This is a genomic window from Azospirillum endophyticum, from assembly GCF_016595245.1.
In the GTDB taxonomy this organism is placed as follows: domain Bacteria; phylum Pseudomonadota; class Alphaproteobacteria; order Azospirillales; family Azospirillaceae; genus Azospirillum; species Azospirillum endophyticum.
On sequence record NZ_JAENHM010000073.1, the window covers coordinates 526,150 to 542,197 of the forward strand.

Sequence of the window (16,048 nt, forward strand, 5' to 3'; positions counted from 1 at the left end):
GCGCCGTCACTTCGGCAGCAGAACCTTGTCGATGACGTGGACGACGCCGTTGGACTGCTCGACGTCGGCGATGGTGACGCGGGCCGTGGTGCCGGAGGCATCGGCGACCATGACGGCGTCGCCGGACTGGGTGAAGGTCAGCGGCATCCCCTCCACCGTCTTCAGCATCGCCTTGCCGTTGCCCTTCTTGATGTCCGCGACGATGTCCTTGGCGGTCAGCTTTCCGGGAACGACGTGATAGGTCAGCACCTTGGTCAGCTGGCCCTTGTTCTCCGGCTTCAGCAGGGTATCGACGGTGCCGGCGGGCAATGCTGCAAAGGCCTCGTTGGTCGGGGCGAAGACGGTGAAGGGGCCCTTGCCGTTCAGCGTGTCGACCAGCCCGGCAGCCTTCACGGCGGCGACCAGCGTGGTGTGGTCCTTGGACTGGGACGCGTTTTCCACGATGGTCTTGCTGGAGTACATCGGCGCGCCGCCGACCATCTTTTCCATGGTCGCATTGGCGCAACCGGCAAAAAGAAGGGTGGCGATCGCCACGGTGGCAACCTTCTTCATAGCATTCCCTCTTGTCGGTGAAGGTCCGCTTTCTCGCGGACACATCACCGTTACGGGGGCGTCTTTTGATCAGATCACCGAGATTTCCACGCGCGATGCCGATTTCTTCGATCGCGGAAGAGGTAGTCCTTCGAGGATTTCGATCCCCTTCCTGCCGGCTAAAGCTGAACCTGGGTTCCCAATTCCACCACGCGGTTCGGCGGCAGCTTGAAGAAGTCGGTAGCGCTGACCGAGGTGCGGGACATCACGACGAACAGCTTCTCCCGCCACAGCGCCATCTGCGAGTTCATCTGCGGGATCAGCGTCTCGCGGCCCAGGAAGAAGGAGGTCGCCATCACGTCGAACTCCAGCCCGAAGGCCTTGCACAGCCGCAGGGCCTTGGGAATGTTCGGTTCCTGCGAGAAGCCATAGCGCACGGTGATGCGGTAGAAGCCCTCGGCCAGGCCCTCCACCACCACGCGGTCCTTGGCGGGGACGCGCGGCACATCCTCCACCACCACGGTGACGAAGACGACGCGCTCGTGCAGAACCTGATTGTGCTTCAGGTTGTGCAGCAGCGCGATCGGCACGGTGTTGGAACTGGAGGTCATGAAGACCGCGGTGCCCTTCACCCGATGGATGTCGGCGGATTTCGCCTGGCGCTTGATGAAGGCGTCGAGCGGCAGCGACTCCTCGGCCAGCCGCTTGGTCAGCACGGCGCGGCCGCGGCGCCAGGTCGCCATCAGGCTGAGCGTGATGACGGCGATCACCAGCGGCACCCAGCCGCCATGGGGGATCTTCACCGCGTTGGCGGCGAAGAAGGAAATCTCCACGGTCAGGAAGACCGCCCCGACGGCGAGGCAGAGCGGCAGGCTCCAGTTCCAGCGCCGCCGCGCCACCACCAGGAACAGGGTGGTGGTGATGATCATGTCGCCGGTCACCGCGATGCCGTAGGCCGCCGCCAGCCGGGTGGAGGATTGGAAGACCAGCACCAGCCCCAGCACCGCGGCCAGCAGGCCCCAGTTGGCGCGGGGGATGTAGATCTGCCCCTCCTCTTCGTTGGAGGTGTGGCGGATGTCGAGGCGCGGGCAAAGGCCCAGCTGCACCGCCTGCCGGGTCAGGGAGAAGACACCGGAGATCACCGCCTGGCTGGCGATGACGGTGGCGGCCGTCGACAGGCCGATCAGCGGATAGAGGCCCCAGTCCGGTGCCAGCAGGTAGAAGGGGCTGCGCACCGCCGTCGGATCGTTCAGCAGAAGCGCGCATTGGCCCAGATAGTTCAGCAGGAGCGCCGGCAGCACCACGGCCAGCCATGCGACCTGGATCGGGCGGCGGCCGAAATGGCCCATGTCGGCATAGAGCGCCTCGCCGCCGGTCACCGCCAGCACGACCGCGCCCAGCACGAGGAAACCGGCGATGCCATGCTCGATGAAGAAGGATAGGGCGTAGAGCGGGTTGAAGGCGACCAGCACGCCCGGCTGCTGGACCACCTCGACCAGTCCGAGGATGCCGAGCGTGGAGAACCAGGCCAGCATGATCGGCCCGAACAAGGCGCCGACGCGCGAGGTGCCGTGGCTCTGGATCGCGAACAGGGCGATCAGGATGGCGACGGTCAGCGGCACCACCGCCGATTCGAGCGCCGGCTCCGCCACCTCCAGCCCCTCGACCGCCGACAGGACGGACATCGCCGGGGTGATCATGCCGTCGCCGTAGAACAGCGAGGCGCCGAACAGCCCGAGCGCCGTCAGCACCGTCAGCCGGCCCGACGCGTCCGGCCGCGTCTTCGACGCCAGCGCCAGGAGGGAGAGGATGCCGCCCTCGCCCTTGTTGTCGGCCCGCATCACGAAGCCCACGTATTTCACGGTGACGACCATCACCAGGGCCCAGAACACCAGGGACATGATGCCCAGGACGTTCTCAGGCGTCAGTGCCAGCCCATGCTCGCCGCCGAAGCATTCGCGCAGCGTGTAGAGCGGGCTGGTGCCGATGTCGCCGAAAACGACGCCGAGCGCGCCCAGGGTCAGCGTCGCGAGCTTGCCGGTATCGGGCGGCGCAGCCTTCAAAGCGGTGTCAGTCATGAAGTGGTTGCGGTCCGAAGTTGGTCCGTCGTTCGATGGCGCCCGTTGCTGCGGCTTCGTTCCGGCCCGCCGCCCCCTTCGGTGGTCGTGACCGGTCGGAACGATCCGGCGGGCCGGCAGTCCTGCCGGTCGTCCCGCCGACGCGCATCGTCCTTCCTCATACGCGTTTACGGCGTCCGACGCCAGAGCGGGCTTGCGCCGGCAATCCCGGGCCTGAACGATGCGACGAAGTGCGCAGGGCGCCGCCCCGCGGCGGCCTCAGAGCGTTCCGAAGCTGCGGGCCAGGGACCCGGCGATCAGGTACCACCCGTCGACCAGCACGAAGAAGATGATCTTGAACGGGATGGCGACCATGGTCGGCGGCAGCATCATCATGCCCATCGACATCAGGATCGACGACACCACCATGTCGATGATGAGGAAGGGCAGGAACAGCAGGAACCCGATCTCGAACCCGCGCTTGATCTCCGAGATCATGAAGGCCGGCACCAGGACGTGCAGCGGCATGTCGTTCCCCTCCGGCACGGAGGGGAGGCGGGCCATGTCCATGAACAGCCGGAGGTCCTTCTCGCTGGTGTGGTGCAGCATGAAATCGCGCAAGGGTGCCACCGTGCGGCGGAACGCCTCCATCTCGTCGATTTCCTGGTTCATCAGCGGCTGGATGCCCTGGGTGTAGCTGCGCTCGAACACCGGCGCCATCACGAAGAAGGTCAGGAACAGGGCCAGCGACATCATCACCGTGGTCGGCGGCACCTGCTGCACGCCCAGCGCGTTGCGCAGGAAGGACAGTACGATGACGATGCGGGTGAAGGCCGTCATCATGATCAGGATCGACGGCGCCAGCGACAGCACCGTGATCAGGCCGATGGTCTGGACGATGCGGCCGGTGGCGGTGCCGCCGGCGTCGCCGAGGTCGAAGGTCAGGCTCTGCGCCAGTGCCGGCCCGGCGCTCAGCCCCAGCGCCACGCCGACGGCGAGCGCCAGCGCCAGCCCGGCGGCGGCCGGCTTCCAGCAGGACGGTCGGCCGGATCGCAGACGGCGGAGCATGGCCGCCGTCATCACTGCGGGCTCCCGGCCGGCGCGGCATCGGCCGGCCTTGCGGCGAACGTATCCGCGTTCCTGGCGAGAGCCGTGTCGAAGCCCGCGGCCGGGGCGCTGTCCACCAGCAGGTCGCCGTTGGCGCTCAGCAGGATCAGATGCTCGCGGTCGTCGCGGCGGACCAGGATCAGCCGCCGCTTGGCGTCGATCGGCAGCGCCTCCACCACGCTCAGCCGGCGCTGGCGGGCGCGTCCGCGCACCGTGCCCCCGGCCATGCCGACGCGGCGCATCACCCAGGCGACGACCATGATCAGCGCCACCACGAAGACGAGCGCCATCAGGAATCGGATATACTGGTCGAGATCCATGGAAAAGGCGGGCTTTCTGTGTCAGGGCGTATCGTCGGGAAGACCCGGACCGCCCGGCGTACCGGCGCGCCCATAGGCGGCGGCGGCGCGCTGGCGGGCGGTGTGCGGGTCGTCGCGGCCGGCCAATGCGGCGGCGATGGTTTCCTCCCGCCGGACCTGGTGTTCGGTCAAGGCTGCCGCCAGCGGGCCGAGCGCGGCGACGAGGTCGCCGAGCGGGCCGAGCAGGGTCCGCGCCTCTCCCCGCGGCAAGGTTTCCGCCGCGAGGCAGAGACGGGCGACGCGATCCTCCAGCCCGGCGAGGTCGATCAGGACGCCGGCTTCCGCCTGTGCGCGCGCATCGTCGAGCGTCGCGCCCAGCGCAACCGCCCGTTCCGCGAGGCGGGCGGCCGAGTCGGTCCCTTCTTGGGAAAGGACGGGAGAAAGAGGAGCGGATGGCGGACGGGTCATGGCATGTCCTCCATGGAATCTTCGGCGTGCGGGTCCGGCGGCAGCGTGCCGTTGGCACGGTAGACGTGGGCCAGGACTTCGGCGACCGCGGCGATGGCCTCGACGGGAATGTCGCTGTCGATCTCGATGGCGGACAGGATCTCGACGAGATCGGCATCCTCGCGCACCTTCACGCCGTTGGCGAAGGCCAATTCCAGGATCTGCTCCGCCACCGTGCCCTTGCCGGTGGCGACGATCCTCGGCAGCGTCTGCGTGCCCAATTCGTACTTCAGCGCGACCGCGACCGGGCGGCGGGCGGCGGGGCGACCGGCAGGGGTCTTCGTCTTGCCGTCGGGCGGCGAGGCGGGGGAACGGGGCTGGGCGGGCAACAGGCGGCCTTATCGAAGGGTCCTTCCTGGGCCGCATCCTGGACCGGTAGCCTTAACGAATTGTAAAGGCGGGGGTCCCGGCCGAGTCGCGTCCGGGATGATTCATCCTTCGTTAACGCAAACGGGCGACCATCGGAGGCTGTGGCGATGCCCGGTTCGGCCGGTCTCGCCTCGGCGGCCTCGCTTGGGCGGCGTTCGGCGGAATCGGCGGGATCAGGGCCATGGACCTCGGAAATCTCGGCATCTTCAAACTGATGTCGCGCAAGATGGACTGGCTGACCCAGCGCCAGGAAGTCATTTCGCAGAACATCGCCAACGCCGACACGCCGGAATACAAGGGCCGCGACCTGAAGGCCTTCAGCTTCCGCGACGCCTTGGGCGACAGCCGGCGGCTGACCCCGGTGGCGACCAGCCCGTCCCATCTGGCCGGCACCCGCGGTCCGGGCGGCATGGCCCAGGAGCAGAAGGTGCGCGATCCGTACGAGACGGCGCCGGACGGCAACAACGTCGTCCTGGAAGACCAGATGATGCGGATGAGCCAGAATTCGATGGATTACCAGACCATCACCAACCTGTACAAAAAGCAGGTGGCGATGATCAAGTCGGCGATCCGTTCGGGCAGTTGAGTGCGGCAAACCGGCGGTCTTCAGCCGCCGGCGGGTTTTTGAGGAGGCGGTGCGATGGATCTCTACAAGTCGATGGCGGTTTCCGCTTCCGGCATGAAGGCGCAGGGCACGCGCCTGAAGGTGATTTCGGAGAATCTGGCGAACGCCAACACCACCGCGGAAACGCCGGGCGATCTGCCCTATCGCCGCAAGACGGTCATCTTCAAGAACGAGCTGGACCGGGCGATGGACGTCGACAAGGTCCGCGTCGGCAAGGTCGATGTGGACAAGAGCGACTTCCAGCGCCGCTTCGATCCCTCCCACCCGTCGGCCGATGCCGACGGCTATGTCCTGCTGCCCAACGTCAACACGGTGGTCGAGGCGATGGACATGCGCGAAGCCCAGCGCAGCTATGAAGCCAACCTGTCGGCCATCGACACCGCCCGCCAGATGCTGACCCGCACCATCGACATCCTGCGCGCCTGATTTCTGCCTGCTTGCGCCCGTCCCGCCGCAATCCATCCTGACCGACCGGAACCACCGCCATGATCAATCCTTTGAACGCCGCCTCGGCCTACGCCGCCACCGCCGCCAAGACGACCGGCCCCGGCATGGCCGCGCGCGACGGTGTCTCCTTTGGCGACGTGCTGGAACAGGCGGCCAAGGAGAGCATCGGCACCCTGAAGAAGAGCGAGGACATGTCGGCCCTGGCCACCGTCGGCAAGGCGGACCTGAACGACGTGGTCCAGGCCGTGACCAACGCCGAGGTGACGCTGCAGACGGTCACCGCCGTGCGCGACAAGGTGCTGAACGCCTACCAGGAAATCCTGCGCATGCCGATGTGATGGCATCCACGTCGAAGCATCGATTTTCCTGACAACGTCGCCATGAACGAGACCGAAGTCATCGCGCTGTGCCGCACCTCCATCGTCACGCTGGTGATGGTCTGCGGTCCCATTCTGGTCATCATGATGGCGGTCGGCACCGTCATCTCGATCTTCCAGGCGGTCACCCAGATCAGCGAGCAGACCCTCGCCATGGTGCCGAAGGTTCTGCTGGTCTTCGGCCTCAGCATCCTGCTGATGCCCTTCATGCTGGGCAAGCTGACCGAGTTCTTCGAACATGAGGTCGCCGACCGCATCGTCGCCATCGGCGTCGGCGCCTCCGACAATGGCGGCGCACCCTTCACCCCCGGCAGCGGCGTGACGCCGCCCTCGGCGCCGACCGCCGCCGCGGCTGGCCAATGAGCGTGCTGCAGCAGCTTCTTGGCGAGCAGATCTTCGTCTGGATGTTGGTCTTCCTGCGGGTCGGTACCGCCTTCAGCGTGATGCCGACCATCGGCGACGCCTTCGTTCCCACGCGCGCACGGCTGCTGTTCGCGCTGGCCGTCAGCGTGCTGGTGGCGCCGACGGTCCGGACGATGCTGCCGCCGATGCCCGGCAACCCGTTCCAGCTGATGGTGCTGGCCGCCGGCGAGATGACGGTCGGCATCTTCATGGGCACCATCGCCCGGCTGCTGATGGGCGCGCTGGAGGTGGCCGGCACCATCATCAGCCTGCAGAGCGGTCTGGCCAACGCGCAGATCTTCAACCCGGCGCTGGCGACCTCGGGATCGCTGCCCGGTTCGCTGATGGGCTGGCTGGGGCTGCTTCTGCTGTTCGTCACCGACCTGCATCATCTGCTGATCATGGCGGTGGTCGACAGCTACGCCACCTTCGTGCCGGGGGCGGCGATCCCGGTCGACGACATGGCGAACGTCGTCGGGCAGCTGGTGTCGAGGAGCTTCATGATGGGGGTGCAGATGTCGGCCCCCTTCCTGATCACCGGCATCCTGTTCGCGCTGGCGCTGGGTCTGTTGAACAAGCTGGCGCCGCAGGTGCAGGTGTTCCAGCTGTTCACCTCGGTGCAGGTCCTGCTGGGCCTGTTCATGTTCGCGCTGACGCTGGGGGCGATGATGCTGTTCTGGCTGTCGCGCTTCGAATCGACCTTCATCGAATTCCTGAAGCCGCTGTAGAAGGGGAACGCTGGTGTCGGAAGACGCGGACGAGTCCTCCAAAACAGAGGACCCGACATCCAAGAAGCTCGACGAGGCCCACAAGCAGGGCCAGTTCGCGATGACCCGCGAGGCCGCGAACTGGTTGATGGTCGCGGCGATGCTGGTGGTGCTGGTCTCGATCCTGCCCGGAACGATGAAAGGCCTGGTCTTCCGCCTGAACTATTATTTCGAGAATCTGGACAGCTTCACCTTCGACCGTGCCGGGGTCGGCGCGCTGCTGTTCCGGGTGATGGGCGACGTCATGTGGGCGCTGTGGCTGCCCATCCTGCTGTTCGTGGTGGCCGGCGTGCTGTCGACCATCGGACAGACGGGGTTCCACGTTTCCTGGGAGCTGATCTCGCCCAAGTTCGGCAAGCTGAACCCGCTGCCCGGCCTGATGAACATGTTCAAGGCCAACCAGGGGGTGGAGCTGCTGAAGAGCATCGCCAAGCTGGCGGTGGTCGGCGGCGTCGCCTACATGGCGCTGACGCCGATGTTCGGCGGCATCGAGGCTTATATCGGCATCGACATCGTCTCCATGCTCCAGCAGGTGGACGGGCTGGCCCACCGCCTGCTGATCTGGGTCCTGGTGGTCCTCACCTTCATCGCAGCCGGCGACTTCCTGTGGCAGAAGCAGCAGTTCGACAAGAAGATGAAGATGACCAAGCAGGAGGTGAAGGACGAGCACAAGCAGCAGGAAGGCGATCCCGTCGTCAAGGGCCGCATCCGGCAGATCCGCTTCGAGCGGGCGCGCAAGCGCATGATGGCCGCGGTGCCGAACGCCGACGTGGTGGTCACCAACCCGACCCACTTCGCCGTCGCGCTGAAATACGACCCGAACCAGATGGGCGCGCCGATGGTTCTGGCCAAGGGCGTCGACCAGGTCGCCTTCAAGATCCGCGAGATCGCCGAATCGAACAATGTACCGGTCATAGAAAACCCGCCACTTGCCCGTGCGCTCTATGCCGCTTGCGATATCGACGAGGAAGTTCCTTCCGAGCATTATCGGGCGGTCGCCGAAGTCATCACCTATGTCTTCAAGCTCAAAGGGCGGTCGTTGCGCAACTGATCCGGCCTCGTGACGGTTGAGCCCGTGACGGCTGATGGGGCGGGTGGGACGGCCGACGATCGCAGGCGGCGCGACGGATATGTCCGGTCCAGGGCATTTCCCGGGAAGACCGTGTGGGGTTTGGAGTATTGGTGGACGAGACAACTTCCCTTTCCGACACCGCACGCAATGCAGTGAACCGCCGGGCATCGTCCGGCGGGGTCTTGATGCTGGCGCAATATGCGCTGGCGCCGGCCGGGCTGCTGGTGCTGGCCGCCGGCCTGCTGCTGGACCGCGAAGGACTTGTCTGGCTGGGGGCGGTGCTGGCCGCCGCCGGCGTGGCGCTGCTGATCGGCCGCAGCATTCTGGTGGTGAGGCGGTCGGCGCATATCGGCGCACTGCTCGGCGGCGCGCTGGAAGGGATGCCGGCCGGACAGCTGGTGTGCGACGGGACGGAGGAGGTGGTGTTCGTCAACGCCGCCTTCCGCGAACTGGCGGGCTGGCGCCGCGGCGAGCGGCCGCTGGACGCCCTGGCGCGCCAGTTCTCCGGCGATCCCGACAGCGCGCGCGAGTTCCGCCGCCTGCGCGAACGGGTGAGGGCGGGGGCCGCCGCCTCGGCCGAGCTGGCGATCCCGGCACTGGACGGCCAACCGCCGGAATGGCGCAAGGTGCAGGGCCAGCCGGTGGCCGGTTTCCCCGGCTCCGTCCATTGGCGGATCGAGGACATCACCGCCCGGCGGGAGCTTGAGCACGTCATGCTGCGCGAGCAGGCCAAGCTCGCCGACTTCATGGAGCATGCGCCCGTCGGCTTCTTCTCGGTCGACCAGACCGGCCAATTCCTGTTCGTCAACGCCATGCTGGCCCAATGGCTGGAGGCCTCGCCCGGCGACCTGACCGACGGCGAAGCGCGTCTGCACGGCATCCTGGCCACGCCGCCGGCTCTGGCCGCCCCCTACGACCTGTTCGACCATGGCGGCGGCGACCAGCGCGGCGAGCTGACCATGGTGGGGCTGCGCGGGCGCCGCTTCCAGGTGGCGGTGGCGCAGAGCGTGGTGCATGCCGACGACGGCGCCATCCACACCCGGTCGGTGGTGCGCGACCTGTCGCCGGAGCGGGAGTGGCAGGAGGCGCTGCGCCAGTCCGAGCAGCGCTTCCAGCGCTTCTTCGAGGATGCGCCGATCGGCATCGCCCTGGTCGACGAGACCGGCCAGTTGACGGAATGCAACGAGGCCTTCCTGGCGCTGATCGGCAGCGAGGCGGGCAGCGTCATCAACCGCCCGATGGCCGACCTGATCGTCCCGGCGGAGCGCGAGGCGGTGACCGCCCGGCTGAAGTCGGTGCAGGGCGGTGCCGACCCGGCCCATCCGCTGGAGGTGCGGCTGTCCGGCGGGCGGGAGTTGACCGCCCAGCTCTATGCCCGGCGCCTCGCCAACCCGGTGCGTACCGACGGCAGGGGAGATGGGGGCAGGGGGGATGGGAGCCGTGCGGACGGCGTCGGCCTGATCCTGCACTTCATCGACATGACCGAACGCAAGAGCCTGGAGGCCCAGTTCGCCCAGTCGCAGAAGATGCAGGCGGTCGGCCAGCTCGCCGGCGGCGTGGCGCACGACTTCAACAACCTGCTGACGGCGATGATCGGCTTCTGCGACCTGCTGCTGCTGCGGCACAAGCCGGGCGACCAGTCCTTCAGCGACATCATGCAGATCAAGCAGAACGCCAACCGCGCCGCCAATCTGGTGCGGCAGCTGCTGGCCTTCTCGCGCCAGCAGACGCTGCAGCCGCGCGTCATCAACGTGACGGACGTGCTGGCGGAGTTGGCCAACCTGCTGCGCCGGCTGATCGGCGAGAACATCGAACTGAAGATGATCCACGGCCGCGACCTGGGGCTGGTCAAGGTCGACCAGAACCAGCTGGAACAGGTGATCATCAACCTAGTGGTCAACGCCCGCGATGCCATGGCCGGCGGCGGCAAACTGACCATCAACACCACCAACCACGTCGTCACCCAGCCGGAGCGGCGGGAGCATGAGACGGTACCGCCCGGCAGCTACGTCTCCGTCGACGTGATCGACACCGGCTGCGGTATCGCGCGCGAAAACCTGCAACGCATCTTCGAGCCCTTCTATACCACCAAGGAGGTCGGGTCGGGCACCGGGCTCGGCCTGTCGACGGTCTACGGCATCGTGCGGCAGACCGGCGGTTTCGTTCTGGTCGATTCGGCGGTGGGGGAGGGAACGACCTTCACCATCCTGCTGCCGCACCACCAGGGCGAACTGCGCCCGGTCGACACCGCCGAACCGCGGGAACGGCGCGGCAGCGACCTGACCGGCACCGGCACCATCCTGCTGGTGGAGGATGAGGACGCCGTGCGCGTCTTCTCCGCCCGCGCGCTCCGCAACAAGGGCTACCATGTGCTGGAGGCGAAGAACGGCGAGGCGGCCCTGCAGCAGATCGAGACCAACGGCGCCTCCATCGACCTGCTGATCACCGACGTGGTGATGCCGCAGATGGACGGCCCGACCCTGGCCCGCCATGTCCGCAGGCTGCGTCCGGAGATGCGGGTGATCTTCATCTCCGGCTATGCCGAGGATCGCCTGGGCGAGATCGACGGCGTCGAGGTGTCCCATTTCCTGCCCAAGCCCTTCTCGTTGAAGCAGCTCGCATCCAAGGTGAAGGAGGTCATCCGCGACACCAAGTGAAGCGCGAATTCGTCCGCGAAAACGCCCTCGGAACACCGGTCGGAACAGGCCGGAAAATAGGAACGCACAGGCAACATCAACGCTTGCAAACGAGAACGAAAAGAGTACATTCAGTCTCGTTGCAAGAGCGCCGACCGTGTGTTCTAAGAGAGGGGTACCGGGCATGTCGTCCGCACAGCTTCGTTTGGTCGAGAAGGATTCCATGGACAAGCAGAAGGCGCTCGATGCCGCCCTGAGCCAGATCGAACGCGCGTTCGGCAAGGGCTCGATCATGAAGCTCGGTGCCCGTGAGAACCTGGTCGAGACGGAGGTGATTTCCACCGGCTCCCTGGGGCTCGACATCGCGCTGGGCATCGGCGGCCTGCCGAAGGGCCGCATCATCGAAATCTACGGGCCGGAAAGCTCGGGCAAGACCACGCTGGCGCTGCACGCCATCGCCCAGGCCCAGAAGGCCGGCGGCACCTGCGCCTTCGTCGACGCCGAGCATGCGCTCGACCCGTCCTATGCCCGCAAGCTCGGCGTCAACATCGACGAACTGCTGATCTCCCAGCCGGACGCCGGCGAGCAGGCGCTGGAGATCGCCGACACGCTGGTGCGCTCCGGCGCCATCGACGTGCTGGTGGTCGATTCGGTGGCGGCCCTGGTGCCGCGCGCCGAACTGGAAGGCGAGATGGGCGACAGCCATGTCGGCCTGCATGCCCGCTTGATGAGCCAGGCGCTGCGCAAGCTGACCGGCTCCATCTCCAAGTCGAACTGCCTGGTGATCTTCATCAACCAGATCCGCCTGAAGATCGGCGTGATGTTCGGCAACCCGGAAACGACGACCGGCGGCAACGCGCTGAAGTTCTACGCTTCGGTGCGCCTCGACATCCGCCGCATCGGCGCGATCAAGGACCGCGACACCGTCGTCGGCAACCAGACCCGCGTCAAGGTGGTGAAGAACAAGATGGCCCCGCCGTTCCGCGTGGTCGAGTTCGACATCATGTATGGCGAGGGCGTGTCGAAGGTGGGCGAACTGCTCGATCTCGGCATCCAGGCCGGCGTCGTCGACAAATCGGGTGCGTGGTTCAGCTATGACGGTACCCGCATCGGCCAGGGCCGCGAGAACGCCAAGACCTATCTGCGCAACAACCCCGAGATGGCCGACGCGATCGAGGCCAAGATCCGGGGCAACGCCGGTCTGGTCGCCGACGCGATGATGGGCACCCCGGAAGCCGACGGCGAAGCCTCCACGCCGGAGTGACGCCGGACGGGTATGGCATGAGAAAGCCCCGCTTCCCCTGAGGGAAGCGGGGCTTTCTTGCATTTGGAGAGGTTTCCGCTCCGATGCCCCCACCCTGACCCTCCCCCGCTGGGCGGGAGAGGGAATGGAGCGTGTTTGGAAGAGCGGCGGCAGCCCCTCCCCCGCCCAGCGGGGGAGGCTAGGTGGGGGCACGCGTCGGCGGACACCAAGGCGAGGCGACACCCTCACACATCCATCACCATATGCGGCCGGAACGCTCCCTCCAGCGTCAGCAGCAGGTGCAGGTAGACCGCCACCTTGCGAGCCCGGTCGGTGTTGCGGGAGAGGCAGTCGCGCAGCTGCTCGGCCAGTTTTGCGGTTTCCGGATCCAGCTCCGGCGCGGCTGCGGTCGCGGCCTGGACGATATATTCGGGATCGACGGGGAGCGGGGCCGCCGGGTCCTTCAGCAAGGCTTCGGCCAGGGCCTCTTCGTCATGAGGGGCCGTGACGGGCGTGGCTACGGATGCCGGGGTACGGCGGGACAGGTGGCTGCGCAGATTGTCCTTCAGCCGTGCCCGCTGTCCTTCGTCCATCCCGTCGAGTTGGTCGACCTCGTCGAACAGAAGGTCGTAGAGGCGGCGGCGTTGCGGATTCGGCAAGGCGTGGTCACGCCGTTCCTGCTCGCGCTCCCGCTGTTCCTGACGTGGATTGCGCTTCTGATTGCGGTCGGTGGCGCTGCCGCTCCGCTCGACGCCGGCGGTGGTGCGGACGCTGAACTCCGGTGGGCCGACACCGTGGACATTGCCGGACATGGACAGTCTCCCAGATGGCCGCCTCCCGGGGAACCGCCCCGTCAGCGATCAAGTCTGGCAGAGCCGGCGCTTCCTTCCAAGCCGAAGCGCCGGCCTATGACCATCAGTCGCCGGCGCCGGCCACCGCGCCGTCGGCCGGTTCCGGCTTGTTCCTGCCGAAACCCAGAGTCGGGAAGACGTTGATCAGCGCGGTGATGAAGGCAGCCAGATAGGGCAGCGACTGCACCACCAGCAGGCCCGACCACATGAAGGCGTCACGGTTCTCATGGCCGAAGACCATGACGATCGCCAGCGCCGCACCCCACAGCGACACCAGCAGCACCAACTCCTCCCGCGCCATCAGGAAGGCCTGCATCAGCGCCGGCTGGTTCTCGCATTTCGGCGTGCGGACGAAGGGGCGGCCGGAGGTGAACATGCCCAGCCACATGGCGCGGCCGACCGTGTGGGTCAGCGCCATGCCGGCCACCGCTGCGCCGACCTTGTCCCAGAAGCCGCACTTCACCCGCGCCTCGTAGAGCCAGAGCGAGGCGCCGACCTTGAAGGCGAAGACGCTGAGCGTCGGGATCATGAAGACGTTGGGCGGGAACTCGAAATATTTGGGGAAGGCCATCAGGCCGATCGACCACAGGATGCCGGCGATGCCGAACACCATATGGGCGGCGTCGGCGAACCAGGGCAGCCAACCGGTGATGAAATGGTACTTCTGACCGGCTGTCAGCTCCTTGGCCCCCGGCGACAGCTGCCGCCAATGGTGCTTCAGGATCTGCACGGCGCCATAGGCCCAGCGGAAACGCTGCGTCTTGTAGGCGGAGAAGCTGTCGGGAACCAGGCCCTTGCCGTAGCTTTCCGGCATGTAGACCGCCTCATAGCCATGCTCGAACAGGCGCAGGCCGAGGTCGGCATCCTCGGTGATGCACCACTCGCCCCAGCGGCCGACCTTTTCCAGCGCCGACTTGCGGATGATGGTCATCGTGCCGTGCTGGATGATCGCGTTGCGCTCGTTGCGCTGGATCATGCCGATGTGGAAGAAGCCGGCATATTCCCAGTTGGTCATGCGCTGGAACAGATCGTGTTCCCACTCGCGATAGTCCTGCGGCGACTGGACGAAGCCGACCTCCGGCCGGCTGAAATGCGGGATGGTCGCCTTCAGCCAGTCGGGATGGACCTGATAGTCGCTGTCGATGACGGCGATGTGCTCGGCATCGGGGGCGGTCTGCGCCAAGCCGAAATTCAAGGCACCGGCCTTGAAGCCCGGCCAGTTGTCGAGGTGGAAGAAGCGGAACTTCGGCCCCAGTTTCCGGCAATACTCCTCGATCGGACGCCAGACCGCCGGATCCTTGGTGTTGTTGTCGAGCAGCAGGACTTCGTAGTTCGGGTAGTCGAGGGCGGCCAGCGCGTCCAGCGTCTGCATGACCATGTGCGGCGGCTCGTTGTAGCACGGCACATGGATCGACACCTTCGCCGCGTTCGGCAGCGGGGCGGCGGAACAGGGAACGAACTTGCGCTTGAACTTGTGCTGCCAGACCACCTCGGTCAGCTCCATGCCGTCGATCAGCATGACCGCGAACAGCACGAGCTGGCAGAAGATCAGCAGGCCCCAGGCGATCTCGGTGGTGAGCGCGAGCCCGGCGGCCGATGCCGCGCTGACGGTGAAGACCAGGACGGAGGCGACGGCCTGGATCAACGCGCCGTAGAAGATCTGGCCGCCGATCTTCAGGTCGCCGCGGCGCCACAGGAAAAACACCAGCGGCAGGAAGCCCAGCGCCACCGCGGTGGCGCACTTGATCTCCCAGTTGCGGATCTCGTTCACGCCGCCGATCATCGGGAATTTCGGGTTGCGTTGGTAATCCCACAGGCCCCAGCTGGTGCCGGCGGTGCCCTCGATCTCCCGCTTCCAGGGCTGGTCGAAGGCCTCCATGATGAAGTAGTCGAGCTTGTTCTGAGCGGCGACGTTCAGGAAGTTGCGAATGAACTTGGCTTGGTTGACCTGGCTGGCCTCGGCGCCGCGGCGCCACGGGCCATCGGCCGGCCAGCCGATCTCGCCGATCAGGATGTGCTTGTTGGGGAACTTCGCCTTCAGCTCGTTGTAGCGGAACATGGCGTAATCGACCGACTGGTCGACCGGCACGCCTTCCCAATAGGGCAGCAGGTGGACGGCGAGGAAGTCGACCGCATCGGCCAGCTCGGGGTTCTTCAGCCAGACGTGCCACGGCTCGGCGATGGAGACCGGGACGTTGACCTTCTTCTTCACCCGCTTGACGTATTCGATGGCCTGCGGGACCGTCAGGTCGGCGCGCAGGATCGCCTCGTTGCCGACCAGCACGCGGCGGACGTTGCTGTTGGAACGGGCCAGCTTGATCAGGCCGGCGAGTTCCGGCTCGTCGATCTCCGGCTTGCCGGTGGTCCAGGCGCCGGCGGTGACCGGCAGTCCGTGCTTGGCGGCGATCCCCGCCACCATTTCCGAACCGTCGGTGGTCGAATAGGTCCGGACGGCCTTCACTGCGCCTTCCAGCGCATCCATGTCCTTCTCGATGTCGTCGGCGGATGCCTTGTCGCCCTTCGACGGGCTCTTGTCGGAGTGGAAGGGGGTATAGGCGACGCCGGTGATGGCGCCGGCCCAGGACCGTTCGTCCACCGGGCGGTTCCACAGCGCCCAGAAGACGATGTTGCCGAGGATCACCAGGATCAGAACCGCGAAGGCCGATTTCCGCATGTGAGTCGTTCTCGCTCGCCGCACCAGAAAACATGGATACGGCCCGTGGAAATGGCGCAAGGGGATCGTTGCCGCCCCGACCAT

16 protein-coding genes are annotated in these 16,048 nt (G+C 66.5%); 8 read left to right on the top strand and 8 right to left on the bottom strand.

Annotated elements, in window-relative coordinates; genetic code table 11:
* Nucleotides 1–6 precede the first annotated feature (6 nt).
* The 6 genes from JHL17_RS29375 to JHL17_RS29400 form a co-directional block, all read right to left on the bottom strand.
* Nucleotides 7–552 carry a fasciclin domain-containing protein gene (locus tag JHL17_RS29375; RefSeq protein ID WP_200198167.1) on the bottom strand — a complete coding sequence of 182 codons (546 nt, stop codon included), beginning with the start codon at nt 550–552 and terminating at the stop codon, nt 7–9.
* A 158-nt stretch (nt 553–710) separates the two neighbouring features.
* The gene (locus JHL17_RS29380) at nt 711–2,609 is read right to left on the bottom strand and encodes a potassium transporter Kup (RefSeq protein ID WP_200198168.1); all 1,899 of its coding nucleotides are present in this window, start codon (nt 2,607–2,609) and stop codon (nt 711–713) included.
* Nucleotides 2,610–2,867: 258 nt separating this feature from the next.
* On the bottom strand, nt 2,868–3,668 hold the full coding sequence (gene fliP / locus JHL17_RS29385) for a flagellar type III secretion system pore protein FliP (protein WP_247893882.1): 801 nt from the start codon (nt 3,666–3,668) through the stop codon (nt 2,868–2,870).
* Complete coding sequence (locus JHL17_RS29390) at nt 3,668–4,015, bottom strand: FliO/MopB family protein (protein WP_200198169.1); 348 nt, start codon at nt 4,013–4,015, stop codon at nt 3,668–3,670. Before JHL17_RS29390 ends, fliP begins: the two co-directional genes overlap by 1 nt.
* Before the next feature lie 21 nt (nt 4,016–4,036).
* On the bottom strand, nt 4,037–4,462 hold the full coding sequence (locus JHL17_RS29395) for a hypothetical protein (RefSeq protein WP_200198170.1): 426 nt from the start codon (nt 4,460–4,462) through the stop codon (nt 4,037–4,039).
* On the bottom strand, nt 4,459–4,830 hold the full coding sequence (locus tag JHL17_RS29400; protein ID WP_200198171.1) for an EscU/YscU/HrcU family type III secretion system export apparatus switch protein: 372 nt from the start codon (nt 4,828–4,830) through the stop codon (nt 4,459–4,461). Before JHL17_RS29400 ends, JHL17_RS29395 begins: the two co-directional genes overlap by 4 nt.
* Before the next feature lie 221 nt (nt 4,831–5,051).
* Between JHL17_RS29400 and flgB the strand changes: the two genes are divergently transcribed.
* The 8 genes from flgB (at nt 5,052) to recA (ending at nt 12,460) form a co-directional block, all read left to right on the top strand.
* Nucleotides 5,052–5,456 (top strand): flagellar basal body rod protein FlgB, encoded by a 405-nt coding sequence (gene flgB, locus JHL17_RS29405; RefSeq protein WP_200198172.1) that lies wholly within the window; start codon nt 5,052–5,054, stop codon nt 5,454–5,456.
* A gap of 54 nt (nt 5,457–5,510) precedes the next feature.
* Nucleotides 5,511–5,921, top strand: coding sequence for a flagellar basal body rod protein FlgC (flgC, locus tag JHL17_RS29410; RefSeq protein WP_200198173.1), 411 nt, complete (start codon nt 5,511–5,513; stop codon nt 5,919–5,921).
* Nucleotides 5,922–5,980: 59 nt separating this feature from the next.
* Nucleotides 5,981–6,280, top strand: a complete 300-nt coding sequence (gene fliE, locus JHL17_RS29415; RefSeq protein ID WP_200198174.1) for a flagellar hook-basal body complex protein FliE — start codon at nt 5,981–5,983, stop codon at nt 6,278–6,280.
* Nucleotides 6,281–6,322: 42 nt separating this feature from the next.
* On the top strand, nt 6,323–6,682 hold the full coding sequence (locus tag JHL17_RS29420; protein WP_200198175.1) for a flagellar biosynthetic protein FliQ: 360 nt from the start codon (nt 6,323–6,325) through the stop codon (nt 6,680–6,682).
* On the top strand, nt 6,679–7,449 hold the full coding sequence (gene fliR / locus JHL17_RS29425; protein WP_200198176.1) for a flagellar biosynthetic protein FliR: 771 nt from the start codon (nt 6,679–6,681) through the stop codon (nt 7,447–7,449). The genes JHL17_RS29420 and fliR overlap by 4 nt, the downstream gene beginning before the upstream one ends.
* 13 nt (nt 7,450–7,462) lie before the next feature.
* Nucleotides 7,463–8,539: a flagellar biosynthesis protein FlhB gene (gene flhB, locus JHL17_RS29430; RefSeq protein WP_200198177.1), complete on the top strand. Its 1,077-nt coding sequence runs from the start codon at nt 7,463–7,465 to the stop codon at nt 8,537–8,539.
* A gap of 131 nt (nt 8,540–8,670) precedes the next feature.
* A complete protein-coding gene (locus JHL17_RS29435) occupies nt 8,671–11,217 on the top strand; it encodes an ATP-binding protein (RefSeq protein ID WP_200198178.1) in 2,547 nt (848 codons plus the stop codon).
* Between the two features lie 163 nt (nt 11,218–11,380).
* Nucleotides 11,381–12,460, top strand: a complete 1,080-nt coding sequence (gene recA, locus JHL17_RS29440) for a recombinase RecA (protein WP_194914146.1) — start codon at nt 11,381–11,383, stop codon at nt 12,458–12,460.
* A gap of 224 nt (nt 12,461–12,684) precedes the next feature.
* On the opposite strand, the gene JHL17_RS29445 is transcribed toward recA, so the two are convergent.
* Together JHL17_RS29445 and JHL17_RS29450 are read right to left on the bottom strand one after the other, a co-directional pair.
* Nucleotides 12,685–13,251 (bottom strand): hypothetical protein, encoded by a 567-nt coding sequence (locus JHL17_RS29445; protein ID WP_200198179.1) that lies wholly within the window; start codon nt 13,249–13,251, stop codon nt 12,685–12,687.
* Nucleotides 13,252–13,354: 103 nt separating this feature from the next.
* Complete coding sequence (locus JHL17_RS29450; RefSeq protein WP_200198180.1) at nt 13,355–15,964, bottom strand: glycosyltransferase family 2 protein; 2,610 nt, start codon at nt 15,962–15,964, stop codon at nt 13,355–13,357.
* Between the last annotated feature and the right edge of the window lie 84 nt (nt 15,965–16,048).